The 19009-nt window shown below is 62.2% G+C and carries 13 protein-coding genes; 7 read left to right on the plus strand and 6 right to left on the minus strand.

What is annotated here, in order from left to right; translation table 11 throughout:
* The first annotated feature begins 50 nt into the window (after positions 1–50).
* Positions 51–4022, plus strand: a complete 3972-nt coding sequence (locus AC09SL_RS18355; protein ID WP_058544594.1) for a dermonecrotic toxin domain-containing protein — start codon at positions 51–53, stop codon at positions 4020–4022.
* An 80-nt stretch (positions 4023–4102) separates the two neighbouring features.
* On the opposite strand, the gene accC is transcribed toward AC09SL_RS18355, so the two are convergent.
* The 5 genes from accC to AC09SL_RS18380 all read right to left on the minus strand — a co-directional run bounded on the left by accC (position 4103) and on the right by AC09SL_RS18380 (position 10371).
* Entirely contained in the window at positions 4103–5458 is a 1356-nt protein-coding gene (accC, locus tag AC09SL_RS18360) for an acetyl-CoA carboxylase biotin carboxylase subunit (RefSeq protein ID WP_064107020.1), read from the minus strand.
* A 17-nt stretch (positions 5459–5475) separates the two neighbouring features.
* Complete coding sequence (accB, locus tag AC09SL_RS18365; protein WP_003197423.1) at positions 5476–5940, minus strand: acetyl-CoA carboxylase biotin carboxyl carrier protein; 465 nt, start codon at positions 5938–5940, stop codon at positions 5476–5478.
* A 47-nt stretch (positions 5941–5987) separates the two neighbouring features.
* Entirely contained in the window at positions 5988–6440 is a 453-nt protein-coding gene (gene aroQ, locus AC09SL_RS18370) for a type II 3-dehydroquinate dehydratase (RefSeq protein WP_058543870.1), read from the minus strand.
* A 262-nt stretch (positions 6441–6702) separates the two neighbouring features.
* Positions 6703–7251, minus strand: coding sequence for a methyl-accepting chemotaxis protein (locus AC09SL_RS18375; RefSeq protein WP_413468846.1), 549 nt, complete (start codon positions 7249–7251; stop codon positions 6703–6705).
* Between the two features lie 1449 nt (positions 7252–8700).
* Positions 8701–10371 carry a GGDEF domain-containing response regulator gene (locus AC09SL_RS18380; protein WP_058543872.1) on the minus strand — a complete coding sequence of 557 codons (1671 nt, stop codon included), beginning with the start codon at positions 10369–10371 and terminating at the stop codon, positions 8701–8703.
* Positions 10372–10655: 284 nt separating this feature from the next.
* Here AC09SL_RS18380 and AC09SL_RS18385 point away from each other — a divergent pair, with 284 nt between their 5' ends.
* The 6 genes from AC09SL_RS18385 to AC09SL_RS18410 all read left to right on the plus strand — a co-directional run bounded on the left by AC09SL_RS18385 (position 10656) and on the right by AC09SL_RS18410 (position 17611).
* A complete protein-coding gene (locus tag AC09SL_RS18385; protein ID WP_058543873.1) occupies positions 10656–11723 on the plus strand; it encodes a DUF2333 family protein in 1068 nt (355 codons plus the stop codon).
* A gap of 3 nt (positions 11724–11726) precedes the next feature.
* Positions 11727–12284: an NUDIX hydrolase gene (locus AC09SL_RS18390; protein ID WP_058543874.1), complete on the plus strand. Its 558-nt coding sequence runs from the start codon at positions 11727–11729 to the stop codon at positions 12282–12284.
* A gap of 169 nt (positions 12285–12453) precedes the next feature.
* A complete protein-coding gene (locus AC09SL_RS18395) occupies positions 12454–12825 on the plus strand; it encodes a translation initiation factor Sui1 (RefSeq protein ID WP_058543875.1) in 372 nt (123 codons plus the stop codon).
* Between the two features lie 211 nt (positions 12826–13036).
* Positions 13037–14950: an arginine decarboxylase gene (speA, locus tag AC09SL_RS18400; RefSeq protein WP_058543876.1), complete on the plus strand. Its 1914-nt coding sequence runs from the start codon at positions 13037–13039 to the stop codon at positions 14948–14950.
* Positions 14951–15509: 559 nt separating this feature from the next.
* On the plus strand, positions 15510–16817 hold the full coding sequence (locus AC09SL_RS18405; RefSeq protein WP_058543877.1) for a type VI secretion system Vgr family protein: 1308 nt from the start codon (positions 15510–15512) through the stop codon (positions 16815–16817).
* Positions 16814–17611, plus strand: a complete 798-nt coding sequence (locus tag AC09SL_RS18410) for a DUF4123 domain-containing protein (RefSeq protein ID WP_058543878.1) — start codon at positions 16814–16816, stop codon at positions 17609–17611. The genes AC09SL_RS18405 and AC09SL_RS18410 overlap by 4 nt, the downstream gene beginning before the upstream one ends.
* Positions 17612–17614: 3 nt before the next feature.
* Here AC09SL_RS18410 and AC09SL_RS18415 read toward each other — a convergent pair whose 3' ends face one another.
* Positions 17615–18964 carry an MATE family efflux transporter gene (locus tag AC09SL_RS18415; protein ID WP_058543879.1) on the minus strand — a complete coding sequence of 450 codons (1350 nt, stop codon included), beginning with the start codon at positions 18962–18964 and terminating at the stop codon, positions 17615–17617.
* Positions 18965–19009 lie beyond the last annotated feature (45 nt).

Here is a 19009-nt window from a genome sequence, read left to right on the forward strand (position 1 = left end):
GTATCGCCGGGAGGATAAGGTGCCGGTCCACACAACAAGGAGGAATGTGTATGGACATCACTGCCGAACGGCAAGGCAACATGGGGTACACCGGGCCACTCTCTTCTTTGCAGGCGGCGACTGCGCAAGTGACCCTGGAGAAATTGACGCGTTGGCAGGTGGCTATCGATGCGCGGCTGCAAACCCAGATGAGCTTGCTGGAGGTGCTGGAAGAGTACCTGCTGGTCGAGCTGCGCACCCATTATTACCAAGGCAACATCGACCCGCACTTCATTGACACCCTGCTCGACACGGTGTTGCAGCGCATGATCGACCAGGCGCCTGTGGCTTATGACGAAGAGCAGGATTCACCTTACCGTTGGCCTGAGGGGGTAGACCTGGGTTTTGCCCCCGAGCGCCGGGAGTCCGTTGCCCTTGCGGTGGAAAGTGCCGCGTCGAGGTTTGTCAGTCACTACAAGGACTATCTGCGGCGACATTGGCGAATGGCTTCGCAGGATGCCGCGCTCGAGGCGCTGATCAGGCAAAAGCTCGATGAGCATCAGGTCTCTGTCGACGGGGTTTTCCAGCCGGACCATCTGGCCGGCCTGGACGTCGATGAATTGCGAGAACAGATCGAAGAACTCCAGGACGCCTGGCGCCGGACGAGTCGCTTGACGGCGTTGGCAACGACGCGCGAGCGCCGGGATCTTGGAGCGGTGGCGCGCTTGCAGTTGCCGTATTGGCTACGGAGTCTGGGCCATCCGGATCGTGAACGGCTGCGCACTTTTGAAAGGCAGGCCGCGCTGGCGCAGGCACAGGTCGATGAACTGGTCGATGGCCTGGGTTCGCTGCGCGCTTTCGCTCGGCAACTGGCCAGGGACTATGTCCGGGATGAATTGGACATAGCGGTCGAGCCTGACGGTATTCGCGTGCAGTTGCAGTGGCGAACGGTGATGGGGCAGCCGGTGCACACCTACAGCCTGAGTGAGCTGGTGGCGGCCGGTCCGATAAGGCCGGACGCGGTGTCGGTGTTCCTGGTGGAAAATGGCGGCATGCTGCGTAACCAGTCTCTTTCACCCGCCTTCATTGGTCGATTGTTGGCGAACGTCGATGCACCTGCCGGATACCTGCCAGCACTGGTCGAGCGATATGAGCGCGGGGACCTGAAAGACGCCATGCTCGATTGGTTTTTGGCGCGGCTGCAGCACAGTGCATTTGTTGCGCGTTGTGCGGGCCAGTTGTCGACGGCCGGCCATGACGCGCTCAGTGCCCTATGGGAGAACGATGTTGCGACGCCAGCCTCCAGCGTGCTGCGTGTCGCCAGCCTTGTTCTGCCCAATGACCTGAAGTGTGCCGATCTTCTGCTGTTCTACCGCGAAGACGTGCGCGATGACGTCAGCGCCCTGCTGCTGTATGCCCCCGGCAAACCCGATGGCCAGGAATGGGTCGAATTGACCTCGCTCCGGGCGTTGAGCGGGGAGGTGGGTGCCTGGACCCAAAACGAAGCCGGTCGCGAGTACCTGCTGCAACAACTCTCTGCGACCGATCATGGTCGGGCCCGGGAGTACTTTGCCGGCGTGGTGGAGAAACCAGCCTCCTGGGACCTGGGCAAAGACCTCAGGGGAGCGTTCACCGGTTTCAGGGCCTGTCTTCAAAACGCGGTCTTGACCGGCCTGGCCAATAACCTGGCGCAGGTGGAGCTGAACGAGTCGCCTCGCTGGTACTCGGCGTTGCCCCTTGAGTCCCGGCGCAACATCAGCGGCTTGAACCAGGAGGTTCTGGTTCAGCGGCAGGTATTCGATGAGCAACTGGCCGACTATGAAGTCTTCATCGACTTCGCCAAGCGTACCTTCGCCCATTCGATTACGCCTTACCTGCATAGCAAGGGGGTGCTTGAAGCGGTCGATCCGGCCACGGTCTTCATTGACTACAGCCCGGGGCTGGCCGCCGAGAAAAAAACGGCCAGCCTGCTGGACCTTGCCATCTTCGGATACGAGCACAACGCGGATATCGACGACCCCGCAAAAGGCGTGCGTTCTTCTGTCGGGCAGGACTTGAGGCAGGTTCGCAGCGCCGAACTGGCGTCATACATTCGCGCGGCTTACCTGGGGGAGCGATACGCCAGGCACATCCGCGCCAGTTTCCTCGATGCCAAGGCCACGGAGTATCCGAGGCGCCGTGAGGCTTACCGTTACATGCTGTTGGCCAGGATGGACCGTGACCTGCGTGTGGCCCATGGCAAGTCGATATTGAACACCGATGAATTCCAGTGGCTCACCCGGCAAGTCACGTTGCTGAGCGATGGGAACTCTGCGAACGGCGCCACGCACCCCGGCGCTGCCGTGACGCGCGAAGGTGTCATCAAGTTGACGGTCGGCGGTCATGTCGTGCAAGGCGTCTACGTTTTCACCTACTTCGATCCGAAGGCCTTTTATTGGTTGTACACCCCCGACGCTCCGGATGGGGTCCTGTTTCGCAAGTACCTGGATTTTTCCGGGAGCGTCGCAGCACAACTGCATGGTTACGTACTGGAGCGGGTTGTACTCACCGCGCGTGCCGCTGTAGGGCGTTCGCTGGTGGCTCTGGCCGCCGGGAACACGCGTGTCGATACATTGCGCGAACTCAATCGGGTGATGGATATCAGCGCTGAATTCGATGCCTGCATCGAGCGCGCTGTCACCGATGTGGAGGACATCACCACAAGTCGTGCCGAAATGATCAGGGATCAGGTATTCAAGGGCCTGATCTTCGCGGCGCTTCCTGTGTGCATGGTCTATCCCCCATTTGCCTTGTTGCTGGATATCGGCATGGTGGCTGTCAGCGCCAGGCAGGCGGTCGAGGCGCATGCGCAGGGCGACTCGGAAGGGGCGCTCGGTCACTGGCTGGCCGCGACCTGGGGGGCGCTGTTCGCCACACTCGGCGCCGCAAGCATGGCCACGCTGCTGGGGCGCGCGGCCAGGAGCCTGAAGCTTGTCGTGAAACCTCTGTCGTTGTCCGCTCAACGCTTGAGACGCGCGACATCGGCCGTCGCCAGGGAGGCCGGACCGGTGACCCCGCCCATACGCCTGAAGCCGCAGCAGGCGGTCAGCAAAGTACCGGAATACCTGCAGCCGGTGACCGAGGAGGGGATTTTTTTGGGCACCTATCGCAGCCCGCCCAGCGCAGCGCAACCGCGAAGCGCTCATTACATACGGAGCAAGGGCCGGTACTACCAGGTGATGGAGGATCCCTACTTCGGCGGGTTGTGCCTGGTGGATGCCAGGCGTCCCGGTGCGTTGTACAAGATGCCCATACGGAGGATGGCGAATGGAAAATGGACCCATAACAAGGTCGGCTTGAGAGGCGGCAATGATCATGTGCGCAACCTCGGACGGGTGGGTGATCTGCGGGAGGCGTTTCCCGGGCATGTCGTCCCGGACGTGACAAGGGGGGCGTTGCAGGGCGAGGCCGTGGTGGCGAAGTTCAGCGAAGGGGCAGACAACTACCTGTTCTCGCTGAATGCGCAGACGTGTGTGATAGCTTCGTTGTACAACCCGGCCACCAAGGTTGGCGCGGTCATTCATTTCGACCACAACATCCGCCCGCTGATCGAGCGCAGTGTCCGCGATGTGACGCGGCGCCTGGGGGGCTCGGCCAAGGACATTCGCGTCACCTTGGTCGGCGGGGACTGGCTGACGGGGGCCGACATCGGCGAGCCGGTCAGGGTGGTGATGAGGCAGCATGGGCTGCAACCGACCTGGAATCACTGGTCGTATTCTTCCTGTTTCGGCAATACCTATGGTGTGTCACTGGATCTGCGCAGCGGGGTCACTTCGGTATTCAAGACCGCTCGTGGTCAAGTGGAGAGCTACTACAAACCGGTGTTGGCGAGGGCCAAGCTGGCTTCTGACCCGGTATCGGTGCGTGCACGCAGGTTCATGACGCGCTTGCGCAGCGAGCCGTTGGTGGCCAATGCCAACGGTGCCGTTCGCACCCAGCAGGGCCGACGGGCGACGGCGGCGCACCTTGCCTTGCAGGAGTTCACTACGGTGACGCTGAGCTGATGCCCTTGCCAGCAGCGTGAGCGACAGGCAAAAAAATACCCCGGCCAATGGGCCGGGGTATTTTTACATCACTTGAAGCATCAATGCTGGTTGCCCAGCTTGTGCTCCAGGTAATGGATGTTGACGCCGCCTTTGCAGAAGCCTTCGTCACGTACGAGGTCGCGGTGCAGCGGGATGTTGGTCTTGATCCCGTCTACCACGATTTCGTCCAGAGCATTGCGCATGCGCGCCATGGCTTCGTCACGGGTCGCCCCGTAGGTGATCAGCTTGCCGATCAACGAATCGTAGTTCGGCGGAACGGCATAACCGCTGTACAGGTGCGAATCGACGCGAACGCCATTGCCACCCGGGGCATGGAAATGCTTGACCGTGCCTGGGCTTGGCATGAAGGTTTTCGGGTCTTCGGCGTTGATCCGGCATTCCAGCGCGTGACCGCGGATGACCACGTCATCCTGGGTGAACGACAGCTTGTTGCCGGCGGCGATGCTGAGCATCTCCTTGACGATGTCGATACCGGTGACCATTTCCGAAACCGGGTGCTCCACCTGAACACGGGTGTTCATTTCGATGAAGTAGAAACGACCGTTCTCGTACAGGAACTCGAAGGTGCCGGCGCCGCGATAGCCGATGTCGATACAGGCCTTGACGCAGCGCGCCAGGACTTCCTGGCGAGCCTGCTCGTCGATGCCCGGTGCCGGTGCTTCTTCGAGGACCTTCTGGTGACGACGTTGCAGCGAGCAATCGCGGTCGCCCAGATGGATCGCCTGGCCCTGGCCGTCGGACAGCACCTGGACTTCGACGTGACGTGGGTTGGTCAGGAATTTTTCCAGGTAGACCATCGGGTTGCCAAACGCCGCGCCAGCTTCGGAGCGGGTCAGTTTCGCCGAGGAAATCAGGTCTTCTTCCTTGTGTACCACGCGCATGCCGCGACCACCACCGCCGCCAGCGGCCTTGATGATCACCGGATAACCGACTTCGCGACCGATGCGCAAAGCGGTTTCTTCGTCTTCAGGCAGCGGGCCGTCGGAACCCGGGACGGTCGGTACACCCGCCGCGATCATGGCGTGCTTGGCCGAGACCTTGTCGCCCATCAGGCGGATGGTGTCGGCTTTCGGGCCAATGAAGGCAAAACCGGAATTTTCGACCTGTTCGGCGAAGTCGGCGTTTTCCGCCAGGAAGCCGTAGCCAGGGTGAATGGCGGTGGCGCCGGTCACTTCGGCAGCGGCGATGATCGCCGGGATGTGCAGGTAGGAGTGCGCAGCCGACGCCGGACCGATGCAGACGGATTCGTCCGCCAGGCCCAGGTGCATCAGTTCTTTGTCGGCCTTGGAGTAAACGGCGACGGTCTTGATGCCCATCTCTTTGCAGGCGCGCAGAATCCGCAGGGCGATCTCACCGCGGTTAGCGATCAGGACTTTTTCCAACTTCGCAGTCATCAAAGGCTCTCCGCGGTTCAAACGATGGTGAACAGCGGTTGGTCGTACTCAACCGGCTGGCCGTCTTCGACGAGGATGGACTCGATCACACCGCTGGTTTCAGCTTCGATGTGGTTCATCATCTTCATGGCTTCGACGATGCACAGGGTGTCGCCTTTCTTCACGGTCTGGCCGACTTCAACGAAGGACGGCGAGGATGGCGAAGACTTGCGATAGAACGTGCCCACCATTGGCGAACGGGCGACAGTGCCGTTGAGCGCTGGCGCAGCCGGTGCGGCTGGCGCTGCTGCGGCAACCGGCGCTGCTGCTGGAGCAGGCGCGGCGGCTGGAGCGTGCATCGGTGCCGGTGCATAGAACTGCTGGGCCGGAGTCTTGCTGTGGCGGCTGATGCGTACGGACTCTTCGCCTTCCTTGATCTCAAGCTCGTCGATGCCGGACTCTTCCAGCAATTCGATCAATTTCTTAACTTTACGGATATCCATGAATCATCAACTCCCAAGGGTCGGTCAGGGGCGTTTAACGCTTGTTTTCAAGCTGTTGCCTGTCTTTCAAGCTGCTCTAGGGCGGCCTCCAGGGCCAGTCGGTAACCGCTGGCGCCAAGGCCGCAGATCACTCCCACTGCTACATCCGAGAAGTAGGAGTGATGGCGGAAAGGTTCGCGTTTGTGCACGTTGGACAAATGCACTTCGATGAATGGGATGCTCACCGCCAGCAACGCGTCACGTAATGCGACGCTTGTGTGTGTAAAAGCTGCTGGATTGATCAAAATGAAATCCACGCCTTCGCCACGTGCGGCATGGATACGGTCGATCAATTCATATTCGGCGTTGCTTTGCAGATAGAGCAAATGATGGCCGGCGTTGCGGGCCCGCTGCTCCAGGTCCTGGTTGATCTGCGCCAGCGTCACGGCGCCGTAGACGCCCGGTTCGCGGGTGCCCAGCAGGTTCAGGTTGGGTCCGTGCAGGACCAATAGGGTCGCCATCTGCTGTTCCTTGTTATCTGTGAGCAGGTATCAGAACCTGGCGACTATGCCGCAAAGCCTTTGTGACTGTCCAGTTCTCTGCAATAGCCAGCACGATGACCGATGTTTGCGCGAAATTTGTGACCCAGGCCTCTGATCCGGTCATATGGTTGGTACCGAACCCCTGTGGGAGCGAGCTTGCTCGCGAAGGGGGCGGTACATTCAACATCGATGCGAACTGAGCTGGCGCTATCGAGCTCGCTCCCACAATGGATCTGTGGTGCTAAACCCGAAACGCCTGCACCGCCGTATGCAACCGCCCACCCAGCACCAGCAGGTTGTCGCCTTGTTCCCGGCCCTGGCCGATACGCACCAGGTTGTCCCCACCCAATTGATGAATCCGCTCACTGTGATCGCGGATTTCGCTGACGGCGCCGCTTTGTTGGGCGGTAATGTCGGCGATGCGAACCGCGGTGTCGGAGATGGTCTGGATGGCGCCGACAATCTCATCCAGCGCGCCGTCGGCTGCTTGCGCCTGGTTGGCGGTGGCTTCGGCGTGTTCGACCTGGGCACGCATGCCGTCCACCGATTGGCGCGCCGCCTGTTGCAGGCGGGCGATCAGCGTCTGGATTTCGGCGGTGGCGCCGGCCGTGCGTTGGGCCAGGGAGCGGACTTCCTCGGCCACCACCGCAAACCCTCGGCCCATTTCCCCGGCGCGGGCGGCTTCGATGGCGGCGTTGAGGGCCAGCAGGTTGGTCTGGTCGGCAATCGAGCGAATCACCGTCAACACGCCGCCGATGGTGGCCGATTCCTCGGCCAGTTGTTCGATCATCTGCGCATTGCCTTGTACTTCTCCCACCAGCGCATGCAGGCCTGTGAGGCTCAGGCCGATGACTTTCTGCCCTTGCTCCACCGCGTGCCCGGCGCTGCGGCTGGCGTCCGCGGCCTGGCTGGCATCGCCGGCCACTTGCTGGATCGTCGCCTCCAGTTCGCTGAGGGAGTCACGGATCAGCGCCGTGTCGCCGGCCTGATGCTCGGCCCCACTGTGCAAGTCGCCGCTCAGCTCGGCCAGGGTCCGGCTGCTACCCGCGACCTGTTCGGCGTTCACCCGAATGGTGCCCACCAGGTCCACCAGATAAGCGCGCAGACGATTGAGCGAAGCCTCGATATCTTTCAATTCGCGGTTGCTGGCGCCCACGTGGATATCACGGCTGAAGTCGCCTTCGGCCCAGGTCGACAGGGCTGGCGCCAGGTGCGTCAAGGTACGGGCCAGGCGCCGCTGCAAGGTGTCGATGAGCAGCGCGATCAGCAGGATCAGGCCAATCATCACCCCCTGGATCAAGCGAACCTCTCCCTGGATCTGTCCATGCTGGGCCCGTACCGCCGGTTCCATGGCATCGATCGCCTGTTGCACATCGGCGATTTTCAGGTGCGTGGCGCTGCTCAGTTCGGTGCGTTTCTGGATCAGGTCACGGGTGCGGGCCAATTCGGCCGGGTAACGAGCGAGCAGGCTGTTGAGTTCGCGCTTGAGGGCGATGCCAGCATCTTCGGCGCTGGTTTTTTCCTGGGTTTGCAAACCCATCAGCGCGGCGAAATCATCGCTGCCTGATTCACTGCTGTCGGTGACGCCCAGCAGTGGAAGGCTGTCGAGGCGTTCGGCCTCTACACGGATGCTCGCCAGTTCCCGCTCGACGTCGGCGGCCAATTCGCTGCGGCCACTGCTGACCAGTTTGTCCCGCGTGAGGGACAACCGGCCCAGGTGCTGCGAAGCGACAAACAACGGTGGCAAGTAGGCCGGGGCCCCGTTGGCATATTGGGCCAACTGGTCGAGGCTGGCACTCAGCTCACGCTCGGCCTGCAGCAGCAAGGCCTGGGGGTCGCCGGCCAGTTTGCCGGCGGCCAGCAGGTCGGTCTTGCTGAAGCTGTCGAGGTTCGACAGGCTCGGGCGCAGGGGCTTGGCCAGTGCAGGGGGGAACTGATCGAGGTCTTTTTGCAGGGTCTCCAGGGCCTGGGTGGCGGCACTCAGGCGCAAGGCGTCGCCGCTGGCCAGGTAGTCCTCGATGTTGCGCGCCACCTCGCCCTGGAACTGCCGCGACAGGCCCAGGTAGCGTTCCATCAGCAGGTAGGGCCGTTCCAGGGCGATCTGCGACCACCATAAGGTGGCCCCAAGGCCCAGGCACACGGCAACTAAAAGGAGGGTGTTGAGATTGGTCAGCAGCTTCAGGCGCATCAAGGTCTACCGGGGGCAGAATCGTAAGTGCCTGAATTTATTGCGCTTGAGTTACAGGTTTATGACCGAATCAGTCGATTCCGATGAAAAGGTGGCACTTTGCTTTGATTGGCGAGCGCTCTGCACCCGGTTGCGCCCGGCGTGCTTGGCGCGGTACAGCGCTTCGTCCGCCTGGCTGGCCATCATCAGGCTGTCGAAGTCATCGCTCATTTCCACCACGCCGGCGCTGAAGGTGCACCACAAATCGTGGGGCTGGGCCGGGTAGTGGATTTCGGCAAAGCGCTGGCGAATTTCATCCAGCACCTTGCAGGCGGCGTCGATGTCGGTGTCGGGCATGACGATGGCGAACTCTTCGCCGCCGTAACGGCCGATGAAGTCGGTCTTGCGCAGGCGCTGCTTGAGAAACAGCGCCAGGCTCTTGATCACGCGGTCACCCATGGGGTGGCCGTGGCTGTCATTGACCCGTTTGAAATGGTCGATGTCGAGCATGGCGAAGCTCAGGGGCTTGCCTTCGCGACGAGCGCGGAAGCTGCAATCCTCGAGCAGTTGCAGGATATGGGTGTGGTTGTACAGGCCGGTGAGGCTGTCGCGCACCATCCGTGCCTTGAGATTGCGCGCCCGGGCCGCACGGTTGCGTACCGTGGTGATCAAGTGCCGGGGCTTGATCGGTTTGGTCAGGAAGTCGTCGCCGCCTTCGCTCATGGCGTCGAGTTGCTTGTCCAGGTCGTCTTCAGCGGACAGGTAGATGATCGGCACGCTGACGTAGCGGTCGTTGTGGCGTATCACCTTGGCCAGTTCCGTGCCGGTGCAGGCCGGCATGTACATGTCGAGGATGATCAGGTCGGGCTGGAAGTCCGCCAGTTCGGCCATGGCCTGGATCGGCTCGATCAGCGTGCGGGTGATGATGCCGGCGCTGTTGAGCAGGCGCTCGGTGTGCATGGCCTGGGCACGGGAGTCATCGATGATCAGTACTTTGTACGGATCGTACTGGGCGACGCAGGTCAGCACTTCGATCTTTTCCAGCAGGCTCGAGGCTTCGAGGGTGCCGGTGAGAAATTCCTGCCCACCGGCGCGTACCGCGGCCAGGCGTGTCGGCGTGTCGGTTTCCAATAAACTGAAGAACAACAGCGGCAGCGGTTGTTCCAGGCCTTCCTGGGCTTCGGCGGCCAGTTTCAGGCCGGCGCCGGGGCCGCTGAAATCCACATCCATGACAATCGCCGCCGGCAGGCGCTCGACCATCGAGGCGCGGAACGCCGCGACACTGTCCAGCGCCTGGGCGCTGAGGCCGAAGAACTCCAACTGCTTGGCCAGGCGCTCGGCGCGGTCATGGTCCTGCAGCAACACGTAGATGGGCTTGCGCAGCGGCGGCAGGAAGGTTTGTTCGAGCTGGTCGCCATGGCGCAGGCCGGTACGAGACAAGCGCTGCATCAGGCGGTTGATTTCGGTGATCAGGTGGCTGCTCAGGCGCCCGCGATTGGCGTCCACCGCTTGCAGCGACTGGCTGATGCCTTGGGCCAACTGGGAGTGCTCGGGCTGTTCGAAGCGCTCGGCAAAGCGCAGCAGGCGCAGATTGGCTTCGCTGAGCTCCGACAGGTCGGTACTTGTCCACTCACTGCGTTGCAGGCGCTGCCAAATCTCCAGGATCTGACGAGCCTGATGAATTACCCGCTGGGCAAAGTGGTGCTTGAGGCGCTCACGGCTGGGGTCTTCTGGCTCGGTCATATCCTGACTACTAGTTAGGGTGCATGCTGAGATCGACTGGTGGCTCTATGCTAGCACCTCTTTTCCTTTGCATGAGTGTCATACGTCAATAATCTGTCCTGTCGCGAAATTCAGTTCGTGACCGGACAGTCTCGTAGGCCGATGGCCACGCTTCCTTTATAGTGCTGTTCGATTGCCCTGTCGCGCCCGGCATGATTGGGGCCGCATTATCGCGTTTCAAATCAGGCACGATGGCGTAGGGTTGTGGTCGAACCGAGAACTCAAGTGATTGAAGGGATATCGCCATGCTGGACTGGAAAAACCGCGCGGGCAGCGCGCCTGAACGTGCCGCCGAGCCGAAATCGGCCACCCGCAGCTACCTGGGTGGGCTTTTTTTCAGCCGCGCACTGGCCACGCTGATCGGCCTCTACCTGCTGGTGACCATCGCCGTCGCTTGGTATTGGAGCCAGGAGCCCGCGCTGTTTCCAGTGCAGCAGAACGCCCAGGCCGCGGCCGAGAAAGATGGCCGGCAGATGGTGTTGGGCTACACCACGGTCGAGACGCTCAAGACGGTGGCCGGGACCTTGCTGACCAAGCCGGGTGGCTATATTTCCAACGACCGCTTCCCGCCTGGCCTGTGGATGGACAACATGCCGAGCTGGGAATATGGCGTGCTGGTGCAGGTCCGCGACCTGAGCCGCGCCCTGCGCAAGGACTTCGCCCGTTCCCAGTCGCAGTCCGCCGAGGACGCCGACCTGGCCAAGGCCGAGCCGCGTTTCAACTTCGATAACCGCAGCTGGGTGCTGCCCTCCAGTGAGTCGGAGTACCAGGAAGGCATCACTCTGCTGAGTCGCTATCAGGCGCGCCTGTCCGACCCAAACCAGAAAAGCGCGCTGTTCTACGCCCGCGCCGATAACCTGAACAACTGGCTGGGGGATGTCGGCACTCGCCTGGGGTCGTTGTCCCAGCGCCTGTCGGCCAGCGTTGGCCGGGTCAAGCTCAACACCTCGCTGAAAACCGAAGTCCCGGTCCCGGGCCAGGTGCCGCAGGTGGATGAGGAGGTGGTCGAGACGCCGTGGATGCAAATCGATAACGTGTTCTATGAGGCCCGTGGCCAGGCGTGGGCGTTGTCGCACTTGCTGCGCGCCATCGAAGTGGACTTCGCCGATGTGCTGGCGAAAAAGAACGCCACGGTCAGCGTGCGGCAGATCATTCGTGAACTGGAAGCGTCCCAGGAACCGGTCTGGAGCCCGATGATCCTCAACGGCAGCGGCTTCGGTGTATTGGCGAACCACTCGCTGGTCATGGCCAACTACATTTCCCGGGCCAACGCAGCGGTCATCGATTTGCGGCAATTGCTGAACCAGGGCTGATCCATGAGTGAAAGCCCCCGGGAGGACGCTCACCGAGTGGCCTCGGATGCCGAGCTGATTGCGTGGGTCGACGAGCAGGACAACCTGCTCGGCAGCCTGGTGCGTTCAGAACTGCGTGAGCGTGGCCTGATCGGACGCGGCACCTACATCATGCTGTTCAATTCGTCCGGTGAGCTGTGTGTTCACCGGCGCACCCTGAGCAAGGCCATTTACCCCGGTTTCTGGGACGTGGCGGCGGGCGGCATGGTGCAGGCCGATGAGACCTACGCCGAATCGGCTGCTCGCGAGCTGGCGGAGGAGCTGGGCGTGAGCGGCGTGGAACTGACCGCCCATGACCATTTTTATTTCGAGGACCCTGGCATTCGCCTGTGGTGCTCGGCGTTCTCGGCAGTGTGGGACGGCCCATTGGTCCTGCAACCCGAAGAAGTCCTCGAAGCGCGTTTCCTGCCCCTCGAGCAGGTGCTCGATGAAATCCAGTACAAGCCTTACTGCCCGGACTCTCTGGCGGCGCTTGAACGCTATTTGCGGGTCCATGGTGGCAGCGTCGCAAAGAAGCTATAAATTGGCGCTGATTGGCCCTTAGCAAGTCGGCTTTTTGCCGTTACACTGCGCGACTTTTCAAGCTGAACCGCGTCTGCGGTTCAGTAGCGCTGCCCCTGCCTGAGTGGGGTTTCGCGGTCGAGGCACGTTCTGTCCTCGACCAGTCTTTGTCCTCCCAAGAGGATTGCCGGTGGCCAAAAAAGCCGCATCCTTCGCCGCCCTGGGCGGCCTGGTATTTTCTACCGACGCCGGTCGTCATTGTCCTGATTGCCGTCAGCCGGTGGATGCCTGCATCTGCAAACAGACCGCCATCCCGGAAGGTGACGGCATTGCGCGCGTGCGCCGTGAAAGCAAAGGTCGCGGTGGCAAGACGGTGACCACGATCACCGGCGTGCCGTTGGCCGAAGACGCGCTCAAGGAATTGGCCACCACGTTGAAGAAACGCTGTGGCACCGGTGGTGCGTTGAAAGACGGCATCATCGAGATCCAGGGCGATCACGTCGAGCTGCTGCTGGCGGAACTGGTCAAGCACGGCTTCAAAGCCAAGAAATCCGGCGGCTAGCAGCCTCTGTGAAAACCACCCTCGGCTTGACCCGAACCCCACGTTCGAGGTCGCCCGCATGGTTTTCACAGAGCCTGTTCTGAACGGGTTTCTAAACTCATCGCTGGGAGCAGGGTCTACCTTGCTAACAGGCAATTCGTCATTTTCACTCTCTAGACTGCCCCAGCCTCCGACCGGATGGTGCATTTTGACTTCTTTATAGGGGACTTCGATGTCCGTACGACGCACACGCAAAGACGATGGCAGCCAATGGACAGTTGCGGACAGCCGCAGTGTTTACGGGATTCGCCATTGGGGGGCCGGGTATTTCGCGATCAATGAAGCCGGTCGCGTCGAAGTCCGTCCGAACGGTCCCGACAGCTCGCCCATCGACCTGTTCGAACAAGTCGACCAATTGCGCCAGAGCGGCCTGTCGCTGCCCTTGCTGGTGCGCTTCCCCGACATCCTGCAAGACCGTGTGCGCCAGCTAACCGGCGCGTTCGACAGCAACATCGCGCGTCTGGAGTATCAGAGCCAGTACACCGCGCTCTATCCGATCAAGGTCAACCAGCAGGAAGCGGTGATCGAGAACATCATCGCCACCCAGAACGTCTCCATCGGCCTGGAAGCCGGTTCCAAGCCGGAGCTGCTGGCGGTCCTGGCCTTGGCGCCGAAGGGCGGCACCATCGTCTGCAACGGCTACAAGGACCGCGAGTTCATCCGCCTGGCGCTGATGGGCCAGAAGCTCGGTCACAACGTCTTCATCGTCATCGAGAAAGAGTCCGAAGTCGGCCTGGTGATCGAAGAGGCCGCAGCGCTCAAGGTCAAGCCACAGGTCGGCTTGCGCGTGCGCCTGTCGTCCCTGGCGTCGAGCAAGTGGGCCGATACCGGTGGCGAGAAGTCCAAGTTCGGCTTGTCGGCCGCGCAACTGCTGTCGGTGGTCGAGCGCTTCCGCGCTGCCGGCCTCGACCAAGGCATTCGCCTGCTGCACTTCCACATGGGTTCGCAGATCGCCAACCTGGCGGACTACCAGCACGGCTTCAAGGAAGCAATCCGGTATTACGGTGAACTGCGCAACCTCGGCCTGCCGGTGGATCACATCGACGTCGGCGGTGGCTTGGGCGTGGACTACGACGGCACGCACTCGCGCAATGCCAGCTCGATCAACTACGACATGGACGATTACGCCGGTGTCGTGGTCGGCATGCTCAAGGAATTCTGCGATGCCCAGAGCTTGCCGCATCCGCACATCTTCTCCGAAAGCGGCCGCTCCCTGACCGCCCACCACGCGATGCTGGTGGTGCAGGTGACCGATGTCGAGAAACACCACGACGACGTGCCGGTGATCGACAACAAGCAGGAACTGCCGGAAACCGTGCAATGGCTGGTGGACCTGCTGGGCCCGACCGATATCGAGATGGTCACCGAGACTTACTGGCGCGCCACCCACTACATGAGCGACGTGGCCGCCCAGTACGCCGACGGCAAGCTGACCCTGGCCGAAAAAGCCTTGGCCGAGCAGTGCTACTTCGCCGTGTGCCGTCGCCTGCACAACTCGTTGAAGGCGCGCCAGCGCTCGCACCGCCAGGTGCTGGATGAGCTCAATGACAAGCTTGCCGACAAATACATCTGCAACTTCTCGGTGTTCCAGAGCCTGCCGGACACCTGGGCCATCGGCCAGGTGCTGCCGATCCTGCCGCTGCATCGCCTGGACGAAGAGCCGCTGCGCCGTGCCGTGCTGCAAGACCTGACCTGCGACTCCGACGGCAAGATCAAGCAGTACGTCGATGAGCAGAGCATCGAGACCAGCTTGCCGGTCCACGCCCTCAACCCGGGTGAAGACTACCTGCTGGGCATCTTCCTGGTGGGCGCCTATCAGGAAATCCTCGGCGACATGCACAACCTGTTCGGTGACACCGACTCGGTGAACATCTACCAGAACGCCGACGGCAGCGTGTACCACGCCGGTATCGAAACCCACGACACCATCGAAGACATGCTGCGTTACGTGCACTTGTCGCCGGAGGAGTTGATGACTCACTACCGCGACAAGTGTGCCAGCGCCCGTATCAGTGCCGCTGAACGTACCCAGTTCCTCGATGCATTGCGCCTGGGGCTGACGCGTTCGTCTTATCTGTCTTCTTGATGGGGAAGTGAACGTCTTCCGGGCAATGTGGTGAGGCAAGCTTGCTCGTGCTCGGCTGTGCCCTGTAGGAGCTGCCGAAGGCTGCGATCTTTTGATCTTTCGCTTGTTGGGACTCAAGCGTCTGGGGAGAGATCGCAGCCTCGTTGCACTCGACAGCTCCCGGCTGTGCCCTGTAGGAGCTGCCGAAGGCTGCGATCTTTTGATCTTTCGCTTGTTGGGGCTCAAGCGTCTGGGGAGAAATCGCAGCCTCGTTGCACTCGACAGCTCCTACACAGCTCCTGCACAGCTGAGCTCGCCATGGGATTACATCAGCTCTATCTTTTGGGCTGATCGGCACCGCCCGCCGGGGCTGTCAGAAAATGCACCGCACGCTGCGGTTTTTTTCGGACGGTCCCGGAGGGCGTTTTTATTTGTGCCGTCGTTATTTCTCTCCGTCGGTGCATTTAACCGGCGATGTCCTTATTTCGTGTAGTCCCTTTCCTAACTTGTACTTGGCCCCTCTACTCGGCCATGGCTCTCGGCGAAAATCCCCGACCGCCCCTCCTGTAGAGAAACGCCGATGTCCGATCCAGCCAGCGAGCCAGTCTTTCGTCTGGAGATAGCCGGTCTGCCCGAGCCTGTTGACGTCGTGGCCTTCACGGGTAGCGAAGCGATCAGCGAACCCTTCGTCTATGAAGCGCAGCTGTTGTTGCGCGACGCGAACCTGGACCTGGCGGGCCTGTTGTACCGCAGCGTCTGGCTGAGTTTCGGGGCCCCAGGCCGGGGCATTCATGGGCAGCTTCATGAGTTGGTTCAACACCGTCATGGCGCCGGCTGCCGGGTGCGTATCGGGCCGAAGCTGGCCTGTCTGGCGCAGCGCTTCAGCCAGCGGGTCTTCAGCGCCCGTTCGGTGCCGCAGATCATTCGCCAGGTGCTCAAGGCCCATGGCATCAGTGGCCGCAGCCTGTGCCTGGACTTGAGTGGCGATTATCCACTGCAGGATTTCTGTACCCAGTATCGAGAGTCGGACCTGCAGTTCCTGCAGCGCGTATGCGCCCAGGCGGGTATCCACTTTCATTTTGAACACACCCGGGACGGGCATTGCCTGGTGTTCGCTGATAATCCACACAGCTTCCCCCCTGCCGGTAAGGCGGTCTATGCGGACGACGGCCCGATTGCCGCAGTGCGGTCCTTCAGCGTGCAAACCGATGCGTCGGGGGAGCAGACCGCCCAGGGGCGCAGCGACTTGATGAACCTGCACGGTGGTCAGGTGCTGACGCTGATGGCCCATCCGTTTGCCGGCTGGGACCGGCGCTGGCTATTGACGAAGGTCGAGCACCGCGCACAGGCGGGGGTGTACGGCAATCATTTCAAGGCCATTCCCCGGGGCGTGCTGTTCGTGCCGGACGAGGTCCCGGCAAAGCCGCGCATGGTGAGCCGGCAACGCGGCTGGGTCGTGGCAGTGGACGAGCCGTCGGAGCTGGGGGCGGGGCGTGTGGCGGTGCAGTTTGACTGGGTCTACCAGGGCGAAGGCGCCAGCGCCAGTCATTGTTGGCTGCCCTTGGCACCCGAACTGACCACGGGCGGGGCGGGCGTCTTGAGTGACGGTACCGAGGTGCTGGTGAGCTTTATCGAAGGCGATCCGGATCGACCATTGATCAGTGCATTTCTGGACGTGCCTGACTCGGTGGAGGTTATGAATGATTCATCTGCAGGCGAAACACGGGGGCCGTCGGTTGCCGATCCGGTCCTGTTGTCTGCAATCCGGGATGCCGAACCGCTGGTCTTGTTGTGCTTGTTGCCCGAAGGCGGGCCTTTCAACCCTTGCGCCCAGCCACTATGCACCTGCCGTATGCTCATGGGGCGCGGTGTGGGCGTTACTCGATGAATGCCGCGGCCCTGTCTGGATCAACGCCGCAATGGCTGCTGCTCGACGTACCGAGTGCGCCTGACGCCGCGCGGCTTGTGCACGCGCAGTTCGCCGAGGCCCGGTGTTTTGCCTTGTTTGAAAATACCGAGCTGCATGGGTTGCGAGAGCACGGTCCGCTGTTGGTGGATCTGCGCCACTCACCTGCGCTGGTCAGCCTCTGCCATCTGGACCCACGTTCCTGGCCGGGATTGTTGTTGGTCAGCCCATCGCCCGTTACGCAATTGCTGGCGCATCTGCGGCGCATGTTGACGGTGACGCTAGGCCTGCATCACAAAGCCTTGTTGAGCTACTACAACCCGCACATCGCCAGCTATTTCTTCGACGGTTGCGACCCTCAGGAGCTCAGTTGCTGGCTGGGCCCGATCAGTTTGTTGCGCTGGTTTGGTGGCACCTGGGCCGACCGGGCGATCGGCAGCCAGGGTTGGCAGCAGCTGTCAAACCCGGGGCTGTCGGTGGCGGTGCTGGAGAAGGAGCACGGCCTCAGTGCCCGACAACAGGGCCAGTTGCAACGATGCCTGCTGGAGCGCCACGCCTGGCAATGGTCCCGTTCTACCGCGTGTGATTACCGTAGGCTCTGGGAGGATTTGCAGCAGGGCCTGGCGCTGGGGTTTACCGAGCGGACGGTGCTCGATGACTGGCTGTGGCTGCGCCTGCAATACCCCAATACCCGACCAGGCCCTGGCCTGGTGGGCGGTTCGCAGCGCGAGCGGCTCGAGCATCTGCGCCGGCGCTGGCAGGGCAGCCAGGATTGAACGTTAGTGGGCTGATGCGCCGAGCCAGCGGTCGCTGCGCTGCAAGTGCCAGGCGAAAGCACCGAGGGTCAGGCTGCGCAAGGCCATGAACAGCAGGAAGGTGATCCACAGCCCATGGTTGCCCAAGCCTTGCAGCGCCCAGGCAATGGGCAGCACCAGCAGCAGGGTCAGCAGCATGCCGTTGCGCATTTCCCGGGCACGGGTGGCGCCGATGAACAGCCCGTCCAGCAAGTAACTCCAGACGGCGATCAGTGGCAGGGTCGCCAGGTAAGGCAGGTAGAGATAAGCGGTGGCGCGCACGTCGGGAATGTCGGTCTGCATGTCGATGAACAGGTGGCCGGCGAGCAGGAACAGCAGTGCAAAGCCCAGGCTTGCGATCAACGACCAGCCGCACGCCACCACCAGCGAGCGGCGCAGGGCCAGGCGGTCGCGGGCGCCAATGGCATGGCCGCACAGCGCTTCGATGGCATGGGCCAGGCCGTCCAGAGCATGGGCCGTCAGCAGCAGGCCGTTGAGCAGCAGGGCATTGGCCGCCACGGTCGCATCCCCCAGGCGTGCGCCTTGCACGGTGATCAGGAAAAACACCGCTTGCAGCGCCAGGCTGCGGATGAAAATGTCCCGGTTCACCGCCAGCAGCGGGCGCCAGTTGTGCCACAGCCCCAGGGCCGCCCAGGCGATCTGCCCGGGCCAGGCGCGCAGTGTGTTGCGGGCCAGGGCCAGGCCGACCAGTGCCCCGGTCCACTCGGCAATGACCGACGCCCGGGCCGACCCGGTCACGCCCCAGTCCAGGCCGATCACGAACCACAGGTTCAGGGCGATGTTGACCAGGTTGGTCGCCAGCAGGATCGCCAGCGGGGCCCTCGCATTCTGGGCGCCGAGGAACCAGCCCACCAGCGCATAGCTGGCCAGTGCCGCCGGCAAGCCGAAGAGCCGGGTGTGGAAGAAGTCACGGGTCAACTGGTTGAGCTCGGCGGACGGCTGCATGAAGTGCAACGCCACGTCGCTCAACGGCACGCCGACGGCGCCGAGCAGCACCGCCAACCCCATCGCCAACAACAGTCCTTGCACCAACACTTGTCGCAATGCCGCCCCGTCACTGCGCCCGGCAGCCTGGGCAGCGAACCCGGTGGTGCCCATGCGCAAGAACCCCATGGCCCACGCCAGCACCGTATACAAACTCGCCCCGACCGCCACCGCGCCCAACTGATGGGCATGGGGCAAATGGCCGATGACGGTACTGTCCACCAAGGCCACCAGCGGTACGGAAATGTTCGAGAGAATCATTGGCGCAGCCAGCGCCCAGACCCGGCGATGGGTCTGGCGGTCGCGCCAGTCGGTGGTCAGGTTGGACATGCGGGCTCCTTGATGGAGCGCGATTGTAGCGGGTTCTCGCATTGA

This window comes from Pseudomonas sp. PF05, from assembly GCF_056521845.1.

Coding starts and splice junctions, on each gene's coding strand:
- AC09SL_RS18410 (WP_058543878.1), top strand. CDS start 16,814: ATGAATGCCGCGGCCCTGTCTGGATCAACGCCGCAATGGCTGCTGCTC.
- speA (WP_058543876.1), top strand. CDS start 13,037: ATGTCCGTACGACGCACACGCAAAGACGATGGCAGCCAATGGACAGTT.
- accC (WP_064107020.1), bottom strand. CDS start 5,458: ATGACTGCGAAGTTGGAAAAAGTCCTGATCGCTAACCGCGGTGAGATC.
- AC09SL_RS18380 (WP_058543872.1), bottom strand. CDS start 10,371: ATGACCGAGCCAGAAGACCCCAGCCGTGAGCGCCTCAAGCACCACTTT.
- aroQ (WP_058543870.1), bottom strand. CDS start 6,440: ATGGCGACCCTATTGGTCCTGCACGGACCCAACCTGAACCTGCTGGGC.
- accB (WP_003197423.1), bottom strand. CDS start 5,940: ATGGATATCCGTAAAGTTAAGAAATTGATCGAATTGCTGGAAGAGTCC.
- AC09SL_RS18385 (WP_058543873.1), top strand. CDS start 10,656: ATGCTGGACTGGAAAAACCGCGCGGGCAGCGCGCCTGAACGTGCCGCC.
- AC09SL_RS18405 (WP_058543877.1), top strand. CDS start 15,510: ATGTCCGATCCAGCCAGCGAGCCAGTCTTTCGTCTGGAGATAGCCGGT.
- AC09SL_RS18355 (WP_058544594.1), top strand. CDS start 51: ATGGACATCACTGCCGAACGGCAAGGCAACATGGGGTACACCGGGCCA.
- AC09SL_RS18375 (WP_413468846.1), bottom strand. CDS start 7,251: ATGATCGAACAACTGGCCGAGGAATCGGCCACCATCGGCGGCGTGTTG.
- AC09SL_RS18390 (WP_058543874.1), top strand. CDS start 11,727: ATGAGTGAAAGCCCCCGGGAGGACGCTCACCGAGTGGCCTCGGATGCC.
- AC09SL_RS18415 (WP_058543879.1), bottom strand. CDS start 18,964: ATGTCCAACCTGACCACCGACTGGCGCGACCGCCAGACCCATCGCCGG.